The organism is uncultured Pseudacidovorax sp. (assembly GCF_913773995.1).
Taxonomy (GTDB): Bacteria; Pseudomonadota; Gammaproteobacteria; order Burkholderiales; family Burkholderiaceae_C; genus Xenophilus.
This window is the reverse complement of the sequence record NZ_CAJYES010000105.1, coordinates 1-14,374: the sequence shown is the minus strand read 5'-3', so window position 1 is coordinate 14,374 and position 14,374 is coordinate 1. Positions and strand designations below refer to the sequence as shown.

The following is a 14,374-nucleotide window of genomic DNA, read 5'->3' as shown; positions in this document are numbered from 1 at the left end:
CGTGACCACTTCGAAGGGCATCGGCATCCAGGGCGCGCCCATGGAATCTAGGCGCAGCGGGCGAGGGCGGGCGCGATGCCGGGCCTGATCACCAGCCCGGCGGCGGAGCGCAACAAGGGCCCCATCCTGGCCGAGCTGCTGCGCCTGCTGCCGGTGCGCGGCCATCTGCTGGAGGTGGCCGCCGGCACGGGGCAGCATGCGGCGCACTTTGCCGCGGCCCTGCCGGAATGGACCTGGTTGCCCACCGAGCCCGACGCCACCATGCTCCCCGCCATCGTGGCGCGCACGGCCGATCTGCCCCAGGTCGCGGCACCGTTGGCGCTGGATGTGCGCGAGGCCTGGCCCGTCGCCCCCGCCAGCCTGGACGCGGTGTACTGCGCCAACATGGTCCACATCTCGCCATGGGACTGCACCGGTGGACTGATGCGGGGCGCGGGCCGGGCGCTGCGGCCGAGCGGGCTGCTGGTGCTCTACGGCCCCTACGTGGTCGATGGCGAGCCGCTGGCGCCCAGCAATGCGGCCTTCGATGCCGACCTGCGTCGCCGTAACCCTGCCTGGGGGCTGCGGACGCTGGCCGATGTGACCGCGCAGGCGGCCGAAGCCGGGCTCGATCCGATGGAGCGGGTGGACATGCCGGCCAACAACCTGTTGCTGGCCTTCAGGCGGCGGGGCTGAGGCGCACGGCGTGCTTCGCGGCAAGCCGACGGCGGCGGGCGAAGGCAGGTTGCGATCCTACGCAGCACCACGCCGGCGTCCCTCGCGCCTTCGCCTGGCGCGGACTCATAGTGCATGCGCAAACTGCTCAGACACCCATGCGCATCACCAACATGCTGGCCGGCGTGGCCGTGAAGGACCTGGATCAATCCATTGCTTGGTATGCGCTGCTCATCGGCAGCGCGCCCGTGCGCCGAGACGCCGAGATCGCCGAGTGGCGCTTCGACGGAGGGTGCTGCCTCCGCTTGGTGCGGCGGACGTCGGGTGCCGCGGGTGGGTCGGTCACCATGGTGGTCGAGGACCTGGACCAGCAGTTGGAACTGATGGACGGCGCTGGCCTGCGTCCGACCCGTCGCCAGGATGCCGATGCGGTGCGCATCGCCTTCCTGCGCGATCCCGATGGCAACCAGCTGGTGCTGGCGCAGGTGCTGAGCGCTGCATTGGCCTGCTGAACGCTTGTTCCGAGCTTTAGAACCGCCTGGCGACGCTGAGTCATCTACGCTGGCCTGAGTCATCCACGCTGGCGTGCATGCGCCTCGATCTGCTGGACCAGCGGATGATTCTGGCCTCGCCGTGACCGGATCAGGTGGATTTCTTCCTGCAGGTCGTCGCTGCGACCGAGCAGCCGAAGCCCTCGCATCAGCCCCAGGTCCCCAGCTCCGAGCCGGCTGACAGGAAAGACTCCCAGCCCGCGGGCCGCGAACACCGCCAGCAACGCCGAATCCTCGAACTCGCCTGCCACGCGTGGGCGCAGGCCGTGGCGCTCGAACCACCGGTCCAGCTGCGGCCGCAGCGCGGAATGCGAGGTAGGCAGCAGCACCGGCAGATCGGCCAGGCTCTGCGGAAACTCGCGCATGGCGGCGGCGCGCACCAGCGCTGCCGGGCCCCACCAGTCGACCGGTGCCTCCGCGATGCGATGGCTGGCCAGACGCAGGGCCGGTCGTGAGGGCGCGGGCTGACCCGCCAGCACCATGTCCAGGTGGTGCATGGCCAGCTCGCCCAGCAGCTGTTCGAGCTCGCCCTCATGGCAGACCAGGCGCAGCGCGGGGGTCTGCAGCACCGGCTCCACCATCGCATGGGCAGCCAGCTTCGAGATGCCATCCGACAGCCCGACGGCCAGGCGCACCGCCGGCTCGGTGGCGGCCTGGCGGACCAGCTCGGGCAGTTCCTGGCCGAGCTGGAAAATCTCCTCGGCCCGCTGCAGCGCGGCCATGCCCGCCTCGGTCAGCGCGACGCTGCGGCCCTCGGGCTTGAGCAGCTGGTGACCCAGCGACTTCTCCAGCTCGCGCACCTGCGCGCTCACCGTCTGCACGGCCACGCCCAGCCGCGCGGCGGCCCTGGAGAAGCCGCCCTCCCGCGCCACGGTCCAGAAGTAGTGCAGGTGACGGTAGTTGAAGTCGTAGGAGGCCATGCCTGCAAGTTTCGAAAAAACCGAAGGGTTCGTCCACTTCCGGCTGGTTTTTCTTCGGCGACAGGCTGGGCATCATCGCCGCCAGTCCCACTTCACCCACCGACAACATGGAAACCCTTCTCTCCTTCCTGGCGGCCGACTTCCTCGGCCGACCCACCGGCCTCTGGCTGGCCTTCATGGCCATCGTGGTCACCCTGCTCGCGCTCGACCTCGGCGTGCTGCACAAGGGCGACCGCGAGATCGGCGTGCGCGAAAGCTTGCTGCTGTCGGGCGGCTACATCAGCGTGGCGCTGCTCTTCGGCGCCTGGGTGTGGTGGAGCCTGGGCGCGCAGAGCGGCATGGAATACCTCACCGGCTTCATGATCGAGAAGTCGCTGTCGATGGACAACGTCTTCGTCATCGCGCTGATCTTCAGCTTCTTCGCCATTCCGCGGCAGTACCAGCACCGGGTGCTGTTCTGGGGCATCCTGGGCGTGATCGTGCTGCGGGCGCTGCTCATCGGCGCAGGCGCGGCCCTGGTGACGAACTTCAGCTGGGTGCTGTATTTCTTCGGCGCCTTCCTGGTGTTCACCGGCATCAAGATGTGGCGCATGGCCGATGCCGAGCCCGACATCGCCAGCAACCCGGTGCTGCGCTTCCTGCGCGGCCGCATGCGGGTGACCGAGGGTCTGCGCGGCAATGCCTTCACGGTGAAGGAGGTCGACCCCAAGACCGGCCGCGTGGCCCGCTTCGCGACGCCGCTGCTGCTGGCCCTGGTGCTGATCGAGATCGTGGACCTGGTGTTCGCCGTGGACTCGGTGCCGGCCATCTTCGCCATCACCACCGACCCGTTCATCGTCTACACCAGCAACATCTTCGCCATCCTGGGGCTGCGTGCGCTGTACTTCGCACTGGCCGCGATGATCCATCGCTTCCACTACCTCAAGTACGCGCTGGCCCTGGTGCTGGTGTTCATCGGCACCAAAATCTTTCTGGTGAATTTCATCGGCAAGTTCCCGCCCGTGATCTCGCTGGCGGTGACTTTCGGCCTGATCGCGGGTGGCGTGCTGTACTCGCTCTACCGGACGCGCGGCCAGCAGGCCGAGACGCCGCAGTTGCCCGGCCCGTCCGCCGCGCGCTGACCGTCTGCAGTCCTGCATGAAGCGGCCTGGGTTGGCGCCCCGGCCGTCTTTTTTATGGACGGGGTCGGGCGCTCAGCCGCCGGAGTGCATCTGCTGCAGCGCCTGCTGCCCCGCATAGAGCGCCGACATCATGGTCGGGAAGGTGCCGAGCGATTCGCACAATGGCACATCCTCCTCGCCCAGGCGTTCGACGATGAGCCAGGCATAGCGGCGATAGGGCGGTGGCGTCTGCGTGGCGAGGACGGCGAATTGCTGCGTAAGCGACATGGCCGGCAGCTTGGCGGGCTTTCAAGTCGGCCTCGTGAAGGCGCGGGCCTTCAGGCATGTGAGGCATCTGGGGGACGAGTGCGTTAGTGCGTGCGAAAGCCGCCCGCCGGTTGCCGCTGCTTTTGCTGGTACATGGCCCGATCCGCATCCCGAAGCAGGGCATGGATGTCCATGCCGGCCTGCGGTGACCACCGGGCCAAGCCGGCGCTGTAGCGAAGCGCAAGTGCGGGCGGATGGTCCGCATTGCAGTCGTCGACGGCGGTCCGCAGCCGCGCCAGGGCCGCCTCGGCCGCCGCATCGTCGCTGTGGCTCATCAGGACGACGAACTCGTCGCCGCCGAGGCGGGCCCCCACGTCGGCTGCGCGGAAAACCCGCCGCAGCGCCTCTGCGAAGCGCTGGAGGGCGGCATCCCCCTCGGCGTGGCCGAACCGGTCGTTGATCTGCTTGAAGCCGTCCAGGTCCAGGAAGAGCAGGCGCGCGGGCACATGAAGCCGCTCACAGACGGCGAGCACATGGGCGCCCAGCAGTTCGAAGCCGCGGCGGTTGCTGAGCTGGGTGAGGTGATCGGTGGTGGCCGCGTGCGCAGCCACCAGTTCCTCGCGCACCATGTCTGCGAGGTCGCGCAGAAGGGCCCGGTCCTCGTCCGTCAGGTGGCGCGGTTCGTGGTCGATGATGCACAGCGTGCCCAGCCGCTGGCCCTGGCCGTCGAGCAGGGGCGCGCCGGCATAGAAGCGCACATGGGGCTCGTCCACGACCAGGGGGTTGTCGTGGAAGCGCTCGTCGCGCGACGCGTCCGGCACCTCCATCACGTCGTCCTGCAGGATGGCGTGGCCACAGAAAGAGCTGTCGCGCGGCAACTCCGCGCTGTCGAGGCCCTGGCGCGACTTGAACCACTGACGATCGGCGTCCACCAGCGTGACGAGCGCGATGGGGACCTGGAACATCCGGCGCGCCAGGCGGGTGACGCGATCGAAGCGTTCTTCGGGCGGCGTGTCCAGGACGCGCAACGACTGCAGGGCGCACACCCGTGAGGCGTCGTCGAGAGGAATGGGGGCAACGATCATGGGCGGTCGGACGATTCTGCGGGCTGGGTCCCACCATGGGCAAGATCAGCCGAAAGCGCTAACTTTTGGCGCGGTACGAGTTGCTCGCATCACCGCCAACCTTTGGCGAGGGCCATCACCTTGCCCAGGTCCATCTGGCTCGCCTGCTGCTGCATCTGCGGCAGGTAGCGGCCCTGCAGGCCTTTGCCTTGCTCGAGGATCCTGGCATAGCTGTCCTTGATCATCTGTGGCGAGAAGCTGCGGCCGCCGGCGTAGTAGCGCTTGGCCAGATGACCGAGTGCATAGGTGGTGGCGAAGCTCATGCCCGAGCTCACCGCTTGGCGACCGACCCCGCCAAGCAGTCCGCCGCCCGCCTTGCCCAGCAGCCCTCCCAGGAGCTTGCGGCCGGCCTGTTCCAGGTACTGCGAGGTCAGGCCCACACCGGCGGTCGCCAGGAAGTCCTTGATGTGCCCCCGATCGAGGTCGTAGCCGTGGGCCTGACCGATGGTGTAGACCAGCCGCATCTGCAGAGGAATGATGGCGAGGGTGGACAGGGTCTCGGGCAGGAGTTCCAGAGCGCCGCAGGTGATGGCGCTCTTCAGGATGCGGTCGTCCAGCTCGGCATCGTCCACCGTGGCTGGCGGACGGGCGGAGGCGCTTTCAGGGGGCGTACTCGCGAGGGCTGCGGCGCCCGCGGCGGCGGTTGGCGCCAGCGCCAGCGCCAGCGGGCCGGCCAGGGGCGCTTCGGTCAGCGTGTGGGCCTGGGTCTCGAAGGTCTCGGCGGTACCGTCCAGTGCCAACGTGCGTCGGGCCTCGGCCAGGAAGGCCTGCTCCCGGGGCGACACGGCGCCGTCGGCGTCGCAGACACACACCGCCATCTCGTAGGCCAGTTGTCGGGCACCGCGCTCAGGCAATGCCTGCGCCACGTCGGCCAGTGTCACGCGCTGAAGCAGCACATCCTGGTAGAGCGTGGGCAGGTGCACGGCGTCCTCGGCGCCCAGGCCCTGGGCAATCCGGCGGATTTCATCGCGCTCGCGGTCATGCTTGTCGCCGTCGGCAAAGGCTGCCATCAGGCTGAGCGACAGGGTGGCGCGCAGGGCGGAGGTGTCCATGAAGGCATCCTTTTCAAGAGGGATGTGCATGGATTGGTCAGGTGATTGAAAGGTTCCTCCGCGGTCGTGCTCGAACGCTTGTCACCGTGGGTCTCGACATCGCTTGATTTCGTGGCGTTGTGTCGACTTCACCCGCGTCTAGGGGCCGGCCGCTCTATTGGAATTGACCGGGTCAGCGTCTGCGGCGGCCGAAACCCAATTGTCAAATAGCGTATCGATTTCTGACGTTATTCAATTTCTTAAGTATGAAATTTAAAGTTCTTAGGTCAGCTGATAGATCACGATCGAAAACGCAACACTCATGAGAAGGGCCACCAGCATGCGCATGGGCGTGGACTCCACGCTGATGTAGAACAGCACAAGGCCGAGTACGAAACCCAGTCCCAGGATAAACAGTTGTTCGGGTGCCATACGAGCGGAAGCAGGGGGGTGGCGAATGTGTGGGCTTGGAGCGGCACGACAGTGTGTGCGGCGAGGCGTTTGCACGGCTGGTTTAAATGTGCGGTTGCGGCTTCTCAGATGAGTTGCGCGAGCAATAAATCACGGCCTAGCCGCTTGAACGCTGGTGTCTATACCAGCGTGAAGTGCGTAATTCCAAAGCGCGTCCCCTAATGCGCGACGCCGGTGGTGATCGCGCGAAAGGCTCCGATCGGCAAGAAGGCGCTTTGCGCCGACGATGGACACCATCAGTCGCCGCGCCGCAGCCAAGTCTTGTGAAGGCTTGCGGCGTCGGTGCCGCGTCCACGGCGCATGCGCCCATGGGCGGCGACGGACAAATGGCAGTCGAACTGCGTTTCCGAGAAGGTCATCGCTGAGCCGAGGCCTGTCCACCATCGGCTGATCCCCTAGGTGGCCGGCACGCCGCTCGTTGGCCAAGGGCCCGTCCGGTGGAGGCGCCAAAGAAAAAAGCACCTAGGCCGCGAGACCTAAGTGCTTGATTCCATTTTTGTTTTGGTGGGCCCTGAGTGACTCGAACACTCGACCTACGGATTAAGAGTCCGCTGCTCTACCAACTGAGCTAAGAGCCCGCTTCGTGTTGATCTGTCGATCAACTCAGCGAAGAACGCGATTATATGCAGGGTTTTTCGAGGCGGTCAACACCTATCGCGAAGATTTTTTTCCACGCCGCAGTCGCCCCCAAGGGGTCCCTGTCGACAGCGCAAAGGTGGCGTCGGCAGACGGTCACGGAAGCCACGCCCCGCCGCGAGACACGACGGTTGGTGTGGATCGATTAAGTTGACAACTAAATAAATCAAAAGTAATGTTTATGCGGCCTCGGCAGACCATCGTCCGCCAGCCACACCAGGAGCAGACATGAGGATTGCGGTATTGGGTGGAGGGCACGGCTGCTACGCCGCGGCCGCCGATCTGTCGGAGGCCGGCCACGAAGTGCGGCTGTGGCGCCGGGGCGCGCAGGCGCTGCAGCCGGTGGTCGAGGCGGGGAGCATCCGCCTGAAGGACGCGGCCGGGGCACGCGACGTGCCCATCGCCCTGGCCACGGCCGACATCGGCGAGGCCCTGCGCGACGCCGAGCTCATCGTGGTGCCGGTGCCGGCCACCGCCCAGGCCGACATCGCCCGCGCCATGGCGCCGCATTTGGTGCACGGCCAGGTGGTCTTCCTGCCGCCGGGCACCTTCGGTAGCGTGGTGATGGCGCACATCGTGCGCGAGGCCGGCAACCGCGCGGATGTGGCCTGGGCCGAGACCGGCACGCTGCCCTACCTGGCCCGCAAGCATGGCGAGCGCGAGGTCAACGTCACCATCCGCGCGATCCGGCTGCCGACCGGCGTGTACCCGGCACGTCATGCCGATCGGGCCATCGCCGTGATCCGCGGGGCCTATCCGGCGGTGCATGGCTGTGGCGATGCGCTTTCGGGGGCGCTGATGAACGCGGGGCCGATCATCCATCCGCCCCTGATGGTGATGAATGCCGCGCCGCTGCAGCACTTCGAGCGCTGGGACATCCACAACGAAGGCACGCAGCGTGCCGTCCGCCAAGTGACCGACCGCCTGGACCAGGAGCGCATCGCCGTGCGCGAAGCCTTCGGCCAGGGCGCGCCTCACTACCCGCTGGCCGACCACTACGACAACGATCGCTGGATGTACGGCGATGCCCACACGCAGCTGGTGAAGTCCGGCGACTGGCGCGAGAACATCGACCTCTACGGCCACCGCTACATCACCGAGGACACCGAGCTCGGCCTGACCTTCCTGGCCTCGGCCGCGCGGCATGCGGGCGTGGATGCACCCATCGCGCATGGGCTGCTGGCCATCGTCGGCGGCTTCCTGGGGCGCGACCTGCGGCAGGGGCCGCGCAGCTTCGAGGCGCTGGGTCTGGCGTCGCTGTCCCGCGAGGCGCTGGCGCAGCGGCTGCACGATGGCGAATGAGCCGGCGCCCATGGCGTCTGCCCGAGAGTCCGCCGGCAACGGCGGCGCGGATGCGACGGTGCCTCTGCCCCGCTTTGTCGCCGTTGGCGCCGGACGCATGGGCCGCGGCATCGCCATCGCTTTCGCCTATGCCGGCCACCGCATCGCCCTCGTCGACCTGCGCCAGCGCAGCGATGCGGACTGGGCGCGGCTGAAGGCCGAAGCCATCGCCGAGATCGAGGGCGCCCTGCGCGGCCTGGCCGCCCAGGGCGTGCTGCGCCAAGACCAGGTTGCGCCCATCGCCGCCCGCGCGCAACTGGTGCGCGTGGACGAAGCGCCCGCCGCCCTCGCTGCCGCCGAACTGGTCTTCGAGGGTGTGCCCGAGACGATGGAGGCCAAGCGCGAGGCTTTCGACTGGCTCAACCGCCATTGCGCCGACGAGGCCATCCTCAGCTCCACCACCAGCAGCATCCTGGTGACGCAGCTGGCGGCGCTGGTGCGGCGGCCGGAGCGCTTCCTGAACATGCACTGGCTCAACCCGGCCTATGTGATCCCGGTGGTGGAGCTGAGCTGCCATGACGGCACCGATGCGGACGTGCTGGCCCGCACCAAGGCACTGCTGGAGGCCATCGGCAAGCTGCCCGTGGTCTGCGGTGCCACGCCCGGCTACATCGTGCCGCGCCTGCAGGCGCTGGTGATGAACGAGGCGGCGCGGATGGTGGAGGAGGGCGCCGCCACGGCCGAGGAGATCGACAAGGCCACCCGATTCGGCCTGGGCCTGCGCTTCGCGGCGCTGGGTGTGGTGGAGTTCATCGACTTCGGCGGCTGCGACATCCTGCACCACGCCAGCCGAGAGATGTCGCTGACCATCGACCCGGCCCGCTATGCCGCGCCTGCCATCGTCGAGGACATGGTGCGCCAGCAGCGCCTGGGCTTGAAGACCGGCAGCGGCTTCTATGCCTATGAAGGCCGCGACCTGGCGGCCTACCGCGCCGACGTGCTCACCCGCACGCTGGCGCAGTTGCGCAGCGCGGGCCTGTGGCGCGGGCCGCAGGACGAGACGCTGGCATGAGCCTCGCCATCCGCCGCGCCTTCACGGACCTGTCGGTGGGCCAGGTGCACCATGCCGCCTGCGGCGATCCGTCCGCGCCGGCGGTGCTGCTGCTGCACCAGTCGCCGCGCAGTTGGCGCGAGTACGCGGCGGTGCTGCCGCTGCTGGGTGAGCATTGGCACGCCATCGCGATGGACACGGCCGGCTTCGGCGATTCGGCCGCGGGTGAGGTGCCGGCCGCCATCGAGCATTACGCGCGCGTGGCGCTGGAACTGATCGACGAGCTGAGTCTGCCCCGCGTGCACGTCGTCGGCCATCACACCGGCGGCGTGGTCGCCGTCGAGCTGGCTGCGCTGGCCCCTTCGCGCGTGGCGTCGCTCGTGCTGTCCTCCACGCCTTTCACCGATGCGGCCTTTCGTCGCGCGCGTGCCGAGCGACCGCCCATCGACGAGGTGGCGCCCAGCGCCGACGGCAGCCACCTGATGGCGCTGTGGCAGCGTCGCCAGGGCTTCTATCCGGTGGACCGGCCTGAGCTGCTCGAAGCCTTCGTGCGCGACGCGCTGGCCGTCGCCGACCCCGAAGCCGGCCATCGGGCCGTCGCGGGCTATCGCATGGAGGCGCGCATCGGCCTGCTCACGCAGCCCGTGTGCATCCTGCGTGCGACGGCCGATCCCTACGCTGCACCGCATGCGCAGGAGCTGATGCAGCACCTGCCGCAGGCCACGCTGGTGGAGATCGAAGGCGGCATGGTGCCGCTGCCGGACCAGATGCCCGAGGCCTTCGCGGCCGCGGTCCACGGTTTCCTCACCGGGTTGCCGGCATGAAGGCCTGGCGCGTCCATGCCTGGGGGCAGGCGCCCGTGCTCGAAGCGGTGCCCGATCCCCAGCCGCGCGCCGGCCACACCCTGGTGCGAACGGTGGCCGCGACCGTGGCCCATGTGGACCGTACCGTGATGGGCGGCGGCTTCCTGTCGCCGCCGTCGCTGCCCTACACGCCGGGCGTGGAGGCCGCCGGCGTGGTCGTGCAATCGGAACGCTTTGCGCCCGGCTCGCGCGTGTGGCTGCGCGGCGGCGGACTGGGCACGCGGCGCGACGGCACCTGGTGCGAACTGATCGACGCGCCGGACGAGGCCGTTGGCCTTCTGCCAGAGGGCGTGGACATGGCGCTGGGTTCGGCCTTCTTCTCGCCCTGCACCTCGGCGTGGGTGGCGCTGCGCCATGTGGCGGATCTGCAGCCGGGCGAGCGTGTAGGCGTCACTGGCGCGAGCGGGGCCGTCGGCAGCATCACGCGGCAACTGGCGCGCGCATGGGGTGCCGACCTCGTCGAAGCGCCCAGTGCCACGGAACCGGTGAACCTGCTGGTCGACACCGTCGGCGGCCCGGTCCTGGAGCAGTCGCTGTCGGCCATCGCGCCGGGCGGTCGCATCGTGCTGGTGGGCTACACCGCGGGCGAGCAGGTGGGCCTGTCGCTGCCGCTCTTGATGCAGCGGGACGTGCGGATGTTGCCGCTCAACATGTACCGCCGTGAGGCGCAGGGTCGGGCGGCCGTGCCGCAACTGCTCGACTTGCTGCGCGACGGCACGTTGACCTTGACCACGCAGCGCTTCGCGCTTGAACAGGCCGTGCACGCGCTGGCATGGATCGCCCAGCGCGGCCATCGCGGCAGGGCCGTGCTGGCCTTCGACTGACGATGCCGGCGTGCGCGGCCCACGGCGCGGATGCCGGGTTGGCGCAGCGCTCCCGGCCGACAGCGTCCGTCACTCCACGTCTTCGCCGTCCTCGGCCTGATCCGCGTGCAGCGCAATCATCTGCCGCAGCGTCTTCTTCAGCTCTTCCGCGCGCTCCAGTCCGAAGGGCTCCAGCACGCGATGTTCATGCTCGCGCGCGAGCTTCATGAGATGGGCTACGGCCTCGGCGCCCTGGGGTGTGATGCGCACCAGCGTGATGCGGCGGTCACTCTCATGGGGCAGGCGCTCGACCTGGCCCTTGGCCTCCATGCGGTCGAGCAGGCGCGTTACGGTGGGCTGCTTGGTCACCGTCACCTGGGCCAGGTCGCCGATGCTGATCGCCTCGCCGTCGGCCAGCGAGGCCATCACCCGCCATTCGGACACCGAAAAACCGTGCTGCCGCGCGACCTTGTGGAACTCGCCGGAGATCAGCTGGCTGGCCTGCGCCAGCAGCGCGGGCAGGTAGTCATCGACGAAAAGGCGCGACTCGGGGGTGTGCAAAGTCATGGCCGGGATGATCCTCTCGCTGGCATATCGCTTGCTTGGCTAGGGTAATGCATGATTGTGAATAGATTCAGGTCTAAATAGAGTTGCATCTTGCCACCCCACGATTGGAAGCGTCGTACGCGTTTCCCAGGAGAGCAGTCCCATGGCCGAGCGTTCATTCGTCGAAGAAGTGAAGAAGCTGCGTCTTGCCGAAGGCGAGACCTTTCGCGGTGAGGGCATTCTGGCCGTCACCAAGGCCCTGCTGGAGTCCGGCGTGTCGTACGTCGCCGGCTACCAGGGCGCCCCCATCTCGCACCTGATGGACGTGCTGGCCGATGCGCAGGACATCCTGGCCGACCACGGCATCCGCTTCGAGAACAGCGCCAGCGAGGCCACGGCCGCCGCCACGCTGGCCGCCTCGGTCAACTATCCCCTGCGCGGCGCCGTGACCTTCAAGGCCACGGTGGGCACCAACGTGGCGTCGGACGCACTGGCCAACCTGGCATCGGGCGGCGTCACCGGCGGCGCGCTCATCATCGTGGGCGAGGACTACGGCGAGGGTTCCTCCATCATGCAGGAGCGCAGCCATGCCTTCGCCATGAAGTCGCAGATGTGGATGCTCGATCCGCGGCCCAACCTGCCGAGCATCGTGCAGGCCGTGAAGACCGGCTTCGAGCTCTCCGAGGCCAGCAACACGCCCGTGATGCTGCAGTTGCGCATCCGTGCCTGCCATGTGCACGGCCAGTTCACCGCCTCCGACAACCGCCGCGCCGCCTTCACGCTGAAGGAGGCCATGGAGAACCCGCAGCGCGACGTGAGCCGCATCGTGCTGCCGCCCGCGAGCTTTCTGCATGAGCAGGAGAAGATCAGGCAGCGCTGGCCGGCGGCCGTGCGCTTCATCGAGGAGCGTGGCCTCAATGAGTTCTTCGCCGAGGGCGCGGACGACATCGGCATCATCGTGCAGGGCGGTTGCTACAACACGCAGGTGCGCGCGCTGGAACGCCTGGGCCTGGCCGACGTGTATGGCCGCTCCAAGGTGCCGCTGTACGTGATGAACGTGGCCTACCCCGTCATCGACAGCGAGGTGCGGCGCTTCTGCGAGGGCAAGCGCGCCGTGCTGGTGGTGGAAGAGGGCCAGCCCAACTTCGTCGAGCAGAACATCGCCACCATCCTGCGCCAGGCCGGCAGCAGCACTGCGCTGCATGGCAAGGACCTGCTGCCCGTCGCCGGCGAATACACGGCCCAGGCCGTGATGTCCGGCACGCGTGCCTTCTGCGAACGCTACGGCCGCCTGGCCCCCAAGGCGGCCCCGGCCGAGGTGGTGCCCGCCAGGCCTCGCAAGATCATCCCGCTGATCAGCGAAGCGCAGCTGATGCCGCTGGAGCGCAGCGTGCATGCGCGACCGCCGGGCTTCTGCACCGGCTGCCCCGAGCGGCCCATCTTCAGCGCCATGAAGCTGGTGCAGCGCGAGCTGGGCCAGCACCATGTCTCGGCCGACATCGGCTGTCACCTGTTCTCGATCCTGCCGCCCTTCAACATCGGCAACACCACCATGGGCTACGGCCTGGGCGCAGCCGGCGCGGCGGCGCTCAACACCCAGGCCGACAAGCGCGCCATCGCGGTGATGGGCGACGGCGGCTTCTGGCACAACGGGCTGACCAGCGGCATCGCCAATGCGGTGTTCAACCAGAGCGACAACCTCACGGTGGTGGTCGACAACAACTACACCTCGGCCACCGGCGGGCAGGACATCCTGTCCTCCAAGGCCGTCAACGCCACGCGCAGCACCGGCCACGAGATCGAGCAGGCGGTGCGCGGTGTGGGCGTGAGGTGGGTCAGGACCCTGCGCCGCACCTACGACGTGGCCGGCATGCGCGACACGCTCAAGGAAGCGCTGACGACGAAGGACAAGGGCCCCAAGGTCATCATTGCCCAGTCCGAGTGCATGCTCAACCGCCAGCGGCGCGAGAAGCCGCTGGTGCGCAAGGCCATCGCCGATGGCAAGCGCATGGTGCGCGAGAAGTTCGGCGTCGACCCCGACACCTGCACCGGTGACCATTCCTGCATCCGCCTGTCGGGCTGCCCCTCGCTGTCGATCAAGCCCAATCCCGATCCGCTGCGCCAGGAGCCCGTCGCCGCCGTGATGGACAGCTGCGTGGGCTGCGGCGTTTGCGGCGAGGTGTCGCATGCCGCGGTGCTCTGCCCCTCCTTCTACAAGGCCCAGGTGGTGAGCAACCCCACCGGCTGGGACCGGCTGCGCGAGCGCGTTCGCGGCGCCGTCATCGGCTGGATGCAGCGACGTGATGCCGAGCGCCGCGCGCGCCTGGCCTTCTGATGCGAAGCAGGAGTTCGACATGACGCAACCGCAACAACCCATCAAGATCGCCATCCTCGCAATGGGCGGCGAAGGCGGCGGCGTGCTGGCCGACTGGCTGGTGGACCTGGGCGAGGCCAACGGCTGGATCGCGCAGACCACCTCGGTGCCCGGCGTGGCCCAGCGCACCGGCGCCACCATCTACTACGTGGAGATGTACCCCGAGGCGCAGGCCCATGCCGACGGCGGCCAGCCCGTTCTGGCCCTGATGCCGCTGCCGGGCGACGTCGACGTGGTGCTGTGCTCCGAGCTGATGGAAGCCGGCCGCGCCGTGCAGCGCGGGCTGGTCACGCCTGACCGCACCACGCTGGTCGCCTCCACGCACCGCGTCTATTCCATCGCCGAGAAGAGTGCCATGGGCGACGGCCGGGTCGACAGCACGCAGCTGCTGGCGCATGCCGAGCAGGCCGCGCAGCGCTTCGTGCGCTTCGACATGGCCGAAGCCGCGGCGCAGAACGGCAGCGTGATCAGCGCCGTGCTCTTCGGCGCGCTGGCCGGTACCGGCGTGCTGCCCTTCGCGCGCGAACAGTTCGAGGCCACCATCGAGCGGGGCGGCGTGGGCGTCAAGCCCAGCCTCAAGGCCTTCGGCGCTGCATTTGCGCGGGCGCAGGCGGGCGAGACGCCCGTCCAGGCCGAGCCGGTCGCGCCCGCCACGCCGCGTGCCACGTCGGCCGATCCGGCCATCCAGGCGTTGCTGACGCG

General features: G+C 68.5%; 14 protein-coding genes and 1 tRNA gene. 9 read left to right on the top strand and 6 right to left on the bottom strand.

Annotated elements, in window-relative coordinates; genetic code table 11:
- The first annotated feature begins 75 nt into the window (after positions 1-75).
- The gene (locus tag QZ772_RS09065; RefSeq protein WP_295524955.1) at positions 76-675 is read left to right on the top strand and encodes a DUF938 domain-containing protein; all 600 of its coding nucleotides are present in this window, start codon (positions 76-78) and stop codon (positions 673-675) included.
- A gap of 137 nt (positions 676-812) precedes the next feature.
- Positions 813-1,166, top strand: coding sequence for a VOC family protein (locus QZ772_RS09060; RefSeq protein ID WP_295524952.1), 354 nt, complete (start codon positions 813-815; stop codon positions 1,164-1,166).
- A gap of 59 nt (positions 1,167-1,225) precedes the next feature.
- Here QZ772_RS09060 and QZ772_RS09055 read toward each other — a convergent pair whose 3' ends face one another.
- The gene (locus QZ772_RS09055) at positions 1,226-2,125 is read right to left on the bottom strand and encodes a LysR family transcriptional regulator (protein ID WP_295524950.1); all 900 of its coding nucleotides are present in this window, start codon (positions 2,123-2,125) and stop codon (positions 1,226-1,228) included.
- A gap of 107 nt (positions 2,126-2,232) precedes the next feature.
- Between QZ772_RS09055 and QZ772_RS09050 the strand changes: the two genes are divergently transcribed.
- The gene (locus QZ772_RS09050; protein ID WP_295524947.1) at positions 2,233-3,246 is read left to right on the top strand and encodes a TerC family protein; all 1,014 of its coding nucleotides are present in this window, start codon (positions 2,233-2,235) and stop codon (positions 3,244-3,246) included.
- A 72-nt stretch (positions 3,247-3,318) separates the two neighbouring features.
- On the opposite strand, the gene QZ772_RS09045 is transcribed toward QZ772_RS09050, so the two are convergent.
- The 4 genes from QZ772_RS09045 to QZ772_RS09030 all read right to left on the bottom strand — a co-directional run bounded on the left by QZ772_RS09045 (position 3,319) and on the right by QZ772_RS09030 (position 6,696).
- The gene (locus QZ772_RS09045; RefSeq protein ID WP_295524945.1) at positions 3,319-3,513 is read right to left on the bottom strand and encodes a hypothetical protein; all 195 of its coding nucleotides are present in this window, start codon (positions 3,511-3,513) and stop codon (positions 3,319-3,321) included.
- An 83-nt stretch (positions 3,514-3,596) separates the two neighbouring features.
- Complete coding sequence (locus tag QZ772_RS09040) at positions 3,597-4,577, bottom strand: sensor domain-containing diguanylate cyclase (RefSeq protein ID WP_295524942.1); 981 nt, start codon at positions 4,575-4,577, stop codon at positions 3,597-3,599.
- 89 nt (positions 4,578-4,666) lie between these two features.
- A complete protein-coding gene (locus tag QZ772_RS09035; RefSeq protein ID WP_295524941.1) occupies positions 4,667-5,668 on the bottom strand; it encodes a TerB family tellurite resistance protein in 1,002 nt (333 codons plus the stop codon).
- A gap of 952 nt (positions 5,669-6,620) precedes the next feature.
- Positions 6,621-6,696, bottom strand: a tRNA-Lys gene (locus QZ772_RS09030).
- 286 nt (positions 6,697-6,982) lie between these two features.
- Between QZ772_RS09030 and QZ772_RS09025 the strand changes: the two genes are divergently transcribed.
- From QZ772_RS09025 to QZ772_RS09010, 4 genes are read left to right on the top strand one after another with little or no spacing between them, the layout of a single operon-like run.
- Positions 6,983-8,056 (top strand): NAD/NADP-dependent octopine/nopaline dehydrogenase family protein, encoded by a 1,074-nt coding sequence (locus tag QZ772_RS09025; RefSeq protein ID WP_295524938.1) that lies wholly within the window; start codon positions 6,983-6,985, stop codon positions 8,054-8,056.
- Positions 8,057-8,066: 10 nt separating this feature from the next.
- Positions 8,067-9,107, top strand: a complete 1,041-nt coding sequence (locus tag QZ772_RS09020) for a 3-hydroxybutyryl-CoA dehydrogenase (protein WP_295524935.1) — start codon at positions 8,067-8,069, stop codon at positions 9,105-9,107.
- Entirely contained in the window at positions 9,104-9,910 is an 807-nt protein-coding gene (locus QZ772_RS09015; protein ID WP_295524930.1) for an alpha/beta hydrolase, read from the top strand. Before QZ772_RS09020 ends, QZ772_RS09015 begins: the two co-directional genes overlap by 4 nt.
- On the top strand, positions 9,907-10,773 hold the full coding sequence (locus QZ772_RS09010; protein ID WP_295524927.1) for a zinc-binding dehydrogenase: 867 nt from the start codon (positions 9,907-9,909) through the stop codon (positions 10,771-10,773). The genes QZ772_RS09015 and QZ772_RS09010 overlap by 4 nt, the downstream gene beginning before the upstream one ends.
- A gap of 69 nt (positions 10,774-10,842) precedes the next feature.
- Here QZ772_RS09010 and QZ772_RS09005 read toward each other — a convergent pair whose 3' ends face one another.
- Positions 10,843-11,319: a MarR family transcriptional regulator gene (locus tag QZ772_RS09005; RefSeq protein ID WP_295524925.1), complete on the bottom strand. Its 477-nt coding sequence runs from the start codon at positions 11,317-11,319 to the stop codon at positions 10,843-10,845.
- A 142-nt stretch (positions 11,320-11,461) separates the two neighbouring features.
- Here QZ772_RS09005 and QZ772_RS09000 point away from each other — a divergent pair, with 142 nt between their 5' ends.
- Both QZ772_RS09000 and QZ772_RS08995 read left to right on the top strand, forming a co-directional pair.
- The gene (locus tag QZ772_RS09000) at positions 11,462-13,633 is read left to right on the top strand and encodes an indolepyruvate ferredoxin oxidoreductase subunit alpha (protein WP_295524923.1); all 2,172 of its coding nucleotides are present in this window, start codon (positions 11,462-11,464) and stop codon (positions 13,631-13,633) included.
- 19 nt (positions 13,634-13,652) lie between these two features.
- On the top strand, positions 13,653-14,374 hold a 722-nt coding region (locus QZ772_RS08995), incomplete at its 3' end, for an indolepyruvate oxidoreductase subunit beta family protein (RefSeq protein WP_295524921.1).

Excerpts from the sequence above, each read along its gene's own strand:
- QZ772_RS09005 (WP_295524925.1), bottom strand. The coding sequence starts at position 11,319 with ATGACTTTGCACACCCCCGAGTCGCGCCTTTTCGTCGATGACTACCTG.
- QZ772_RS09010 (WP_295524927.1), top strand. The coding sequence starts at position 9,907 with ATGAAGGCCTGGCGCGTCCATGCCTGGGGGCAGGCGCCCGTGCTCGAA.
- QZ772_RS09040 (WP_295524942.1), bottom strand. The coding sequence starts at position 4,577 with ATGATCGTTGCCCCCATTCCTCTCGACGACGCCTCACGGGTGTGCGCC.
- QZ772_RS09060 (WP_295524952.1), top strand. The coding sequence starts at position 813 with ATGCGCATCACCAACATGCTGGCCGGCGTGGCCGTGAAGGACCTGGAT.
- QZ772_RS09035 (WP_295524941.1), bottom strand. The coding sequence starts at position 5,668 with ATGGACACCTCCGCCCTGCGCGCCACCCTGTCGCTCAGCCTGATGGCA.
- QZ772_RS09050 (WP_295524947.1), top strand. The coding sequence starts at position 2,233 with ATGGAAACCCTTCTCTCCTTCCTGGCGGCCGACTTCCTCGGCCGACCC.
- QZ772_RS09065 (WP_295524955.1), top strand. The coding sequence starts at position 76 with ATGCCGGGCCTGATCACCAGCCCGGCGGCGGAGCGCAACAAGGGCCCC.
- QZ772_RS09045 (WP_295524945.1), bottom strand. The coding sequence starts at position 3,513 with ATGTCGCTTACGCAGCAATTCGCCGTCCTCGCCACGCAGACGCCACCG.
- QZ772_RS09015 (WP_295524930.1), top strand. The coding sequence starts at position 9,104 with ATGAGCCTCGCCATCCGCCGCGCCTTCACGGACCTGTCGGTGGGCCAG.
- QZ772_RS09025 (WP_295524938.1), top strand. The coding sequence starts at position 6,983 with ATGAGGATTGCGGTATTGGGTGGAGGGCACGGCTGCTACGCCGCGGCC.
- QZ772_RS09055 (WP_295524950.1), bottom strand. The coding sequence starts at position 2,125 with ATGGCCTCCTACGACTTCAACTACCGTCACCTGCACTACTTCTGGACC.
- QZ772_RS09000 (WP_295524923.1), top strand. The coding sequence starts at position 11,462 with ATGGCCGAGCGTTCATTCGTCGAAGAAGTGAAGAAGCTGCGTCTTGCC.
- QZ772_RS09020 (WP_295524935.1), top strand. The coding sequence starts at position 8,067 with ATGGCGTCTGCCCGAGAGTCCGCCGGCAACGGCGGCGCGGATGCGACG.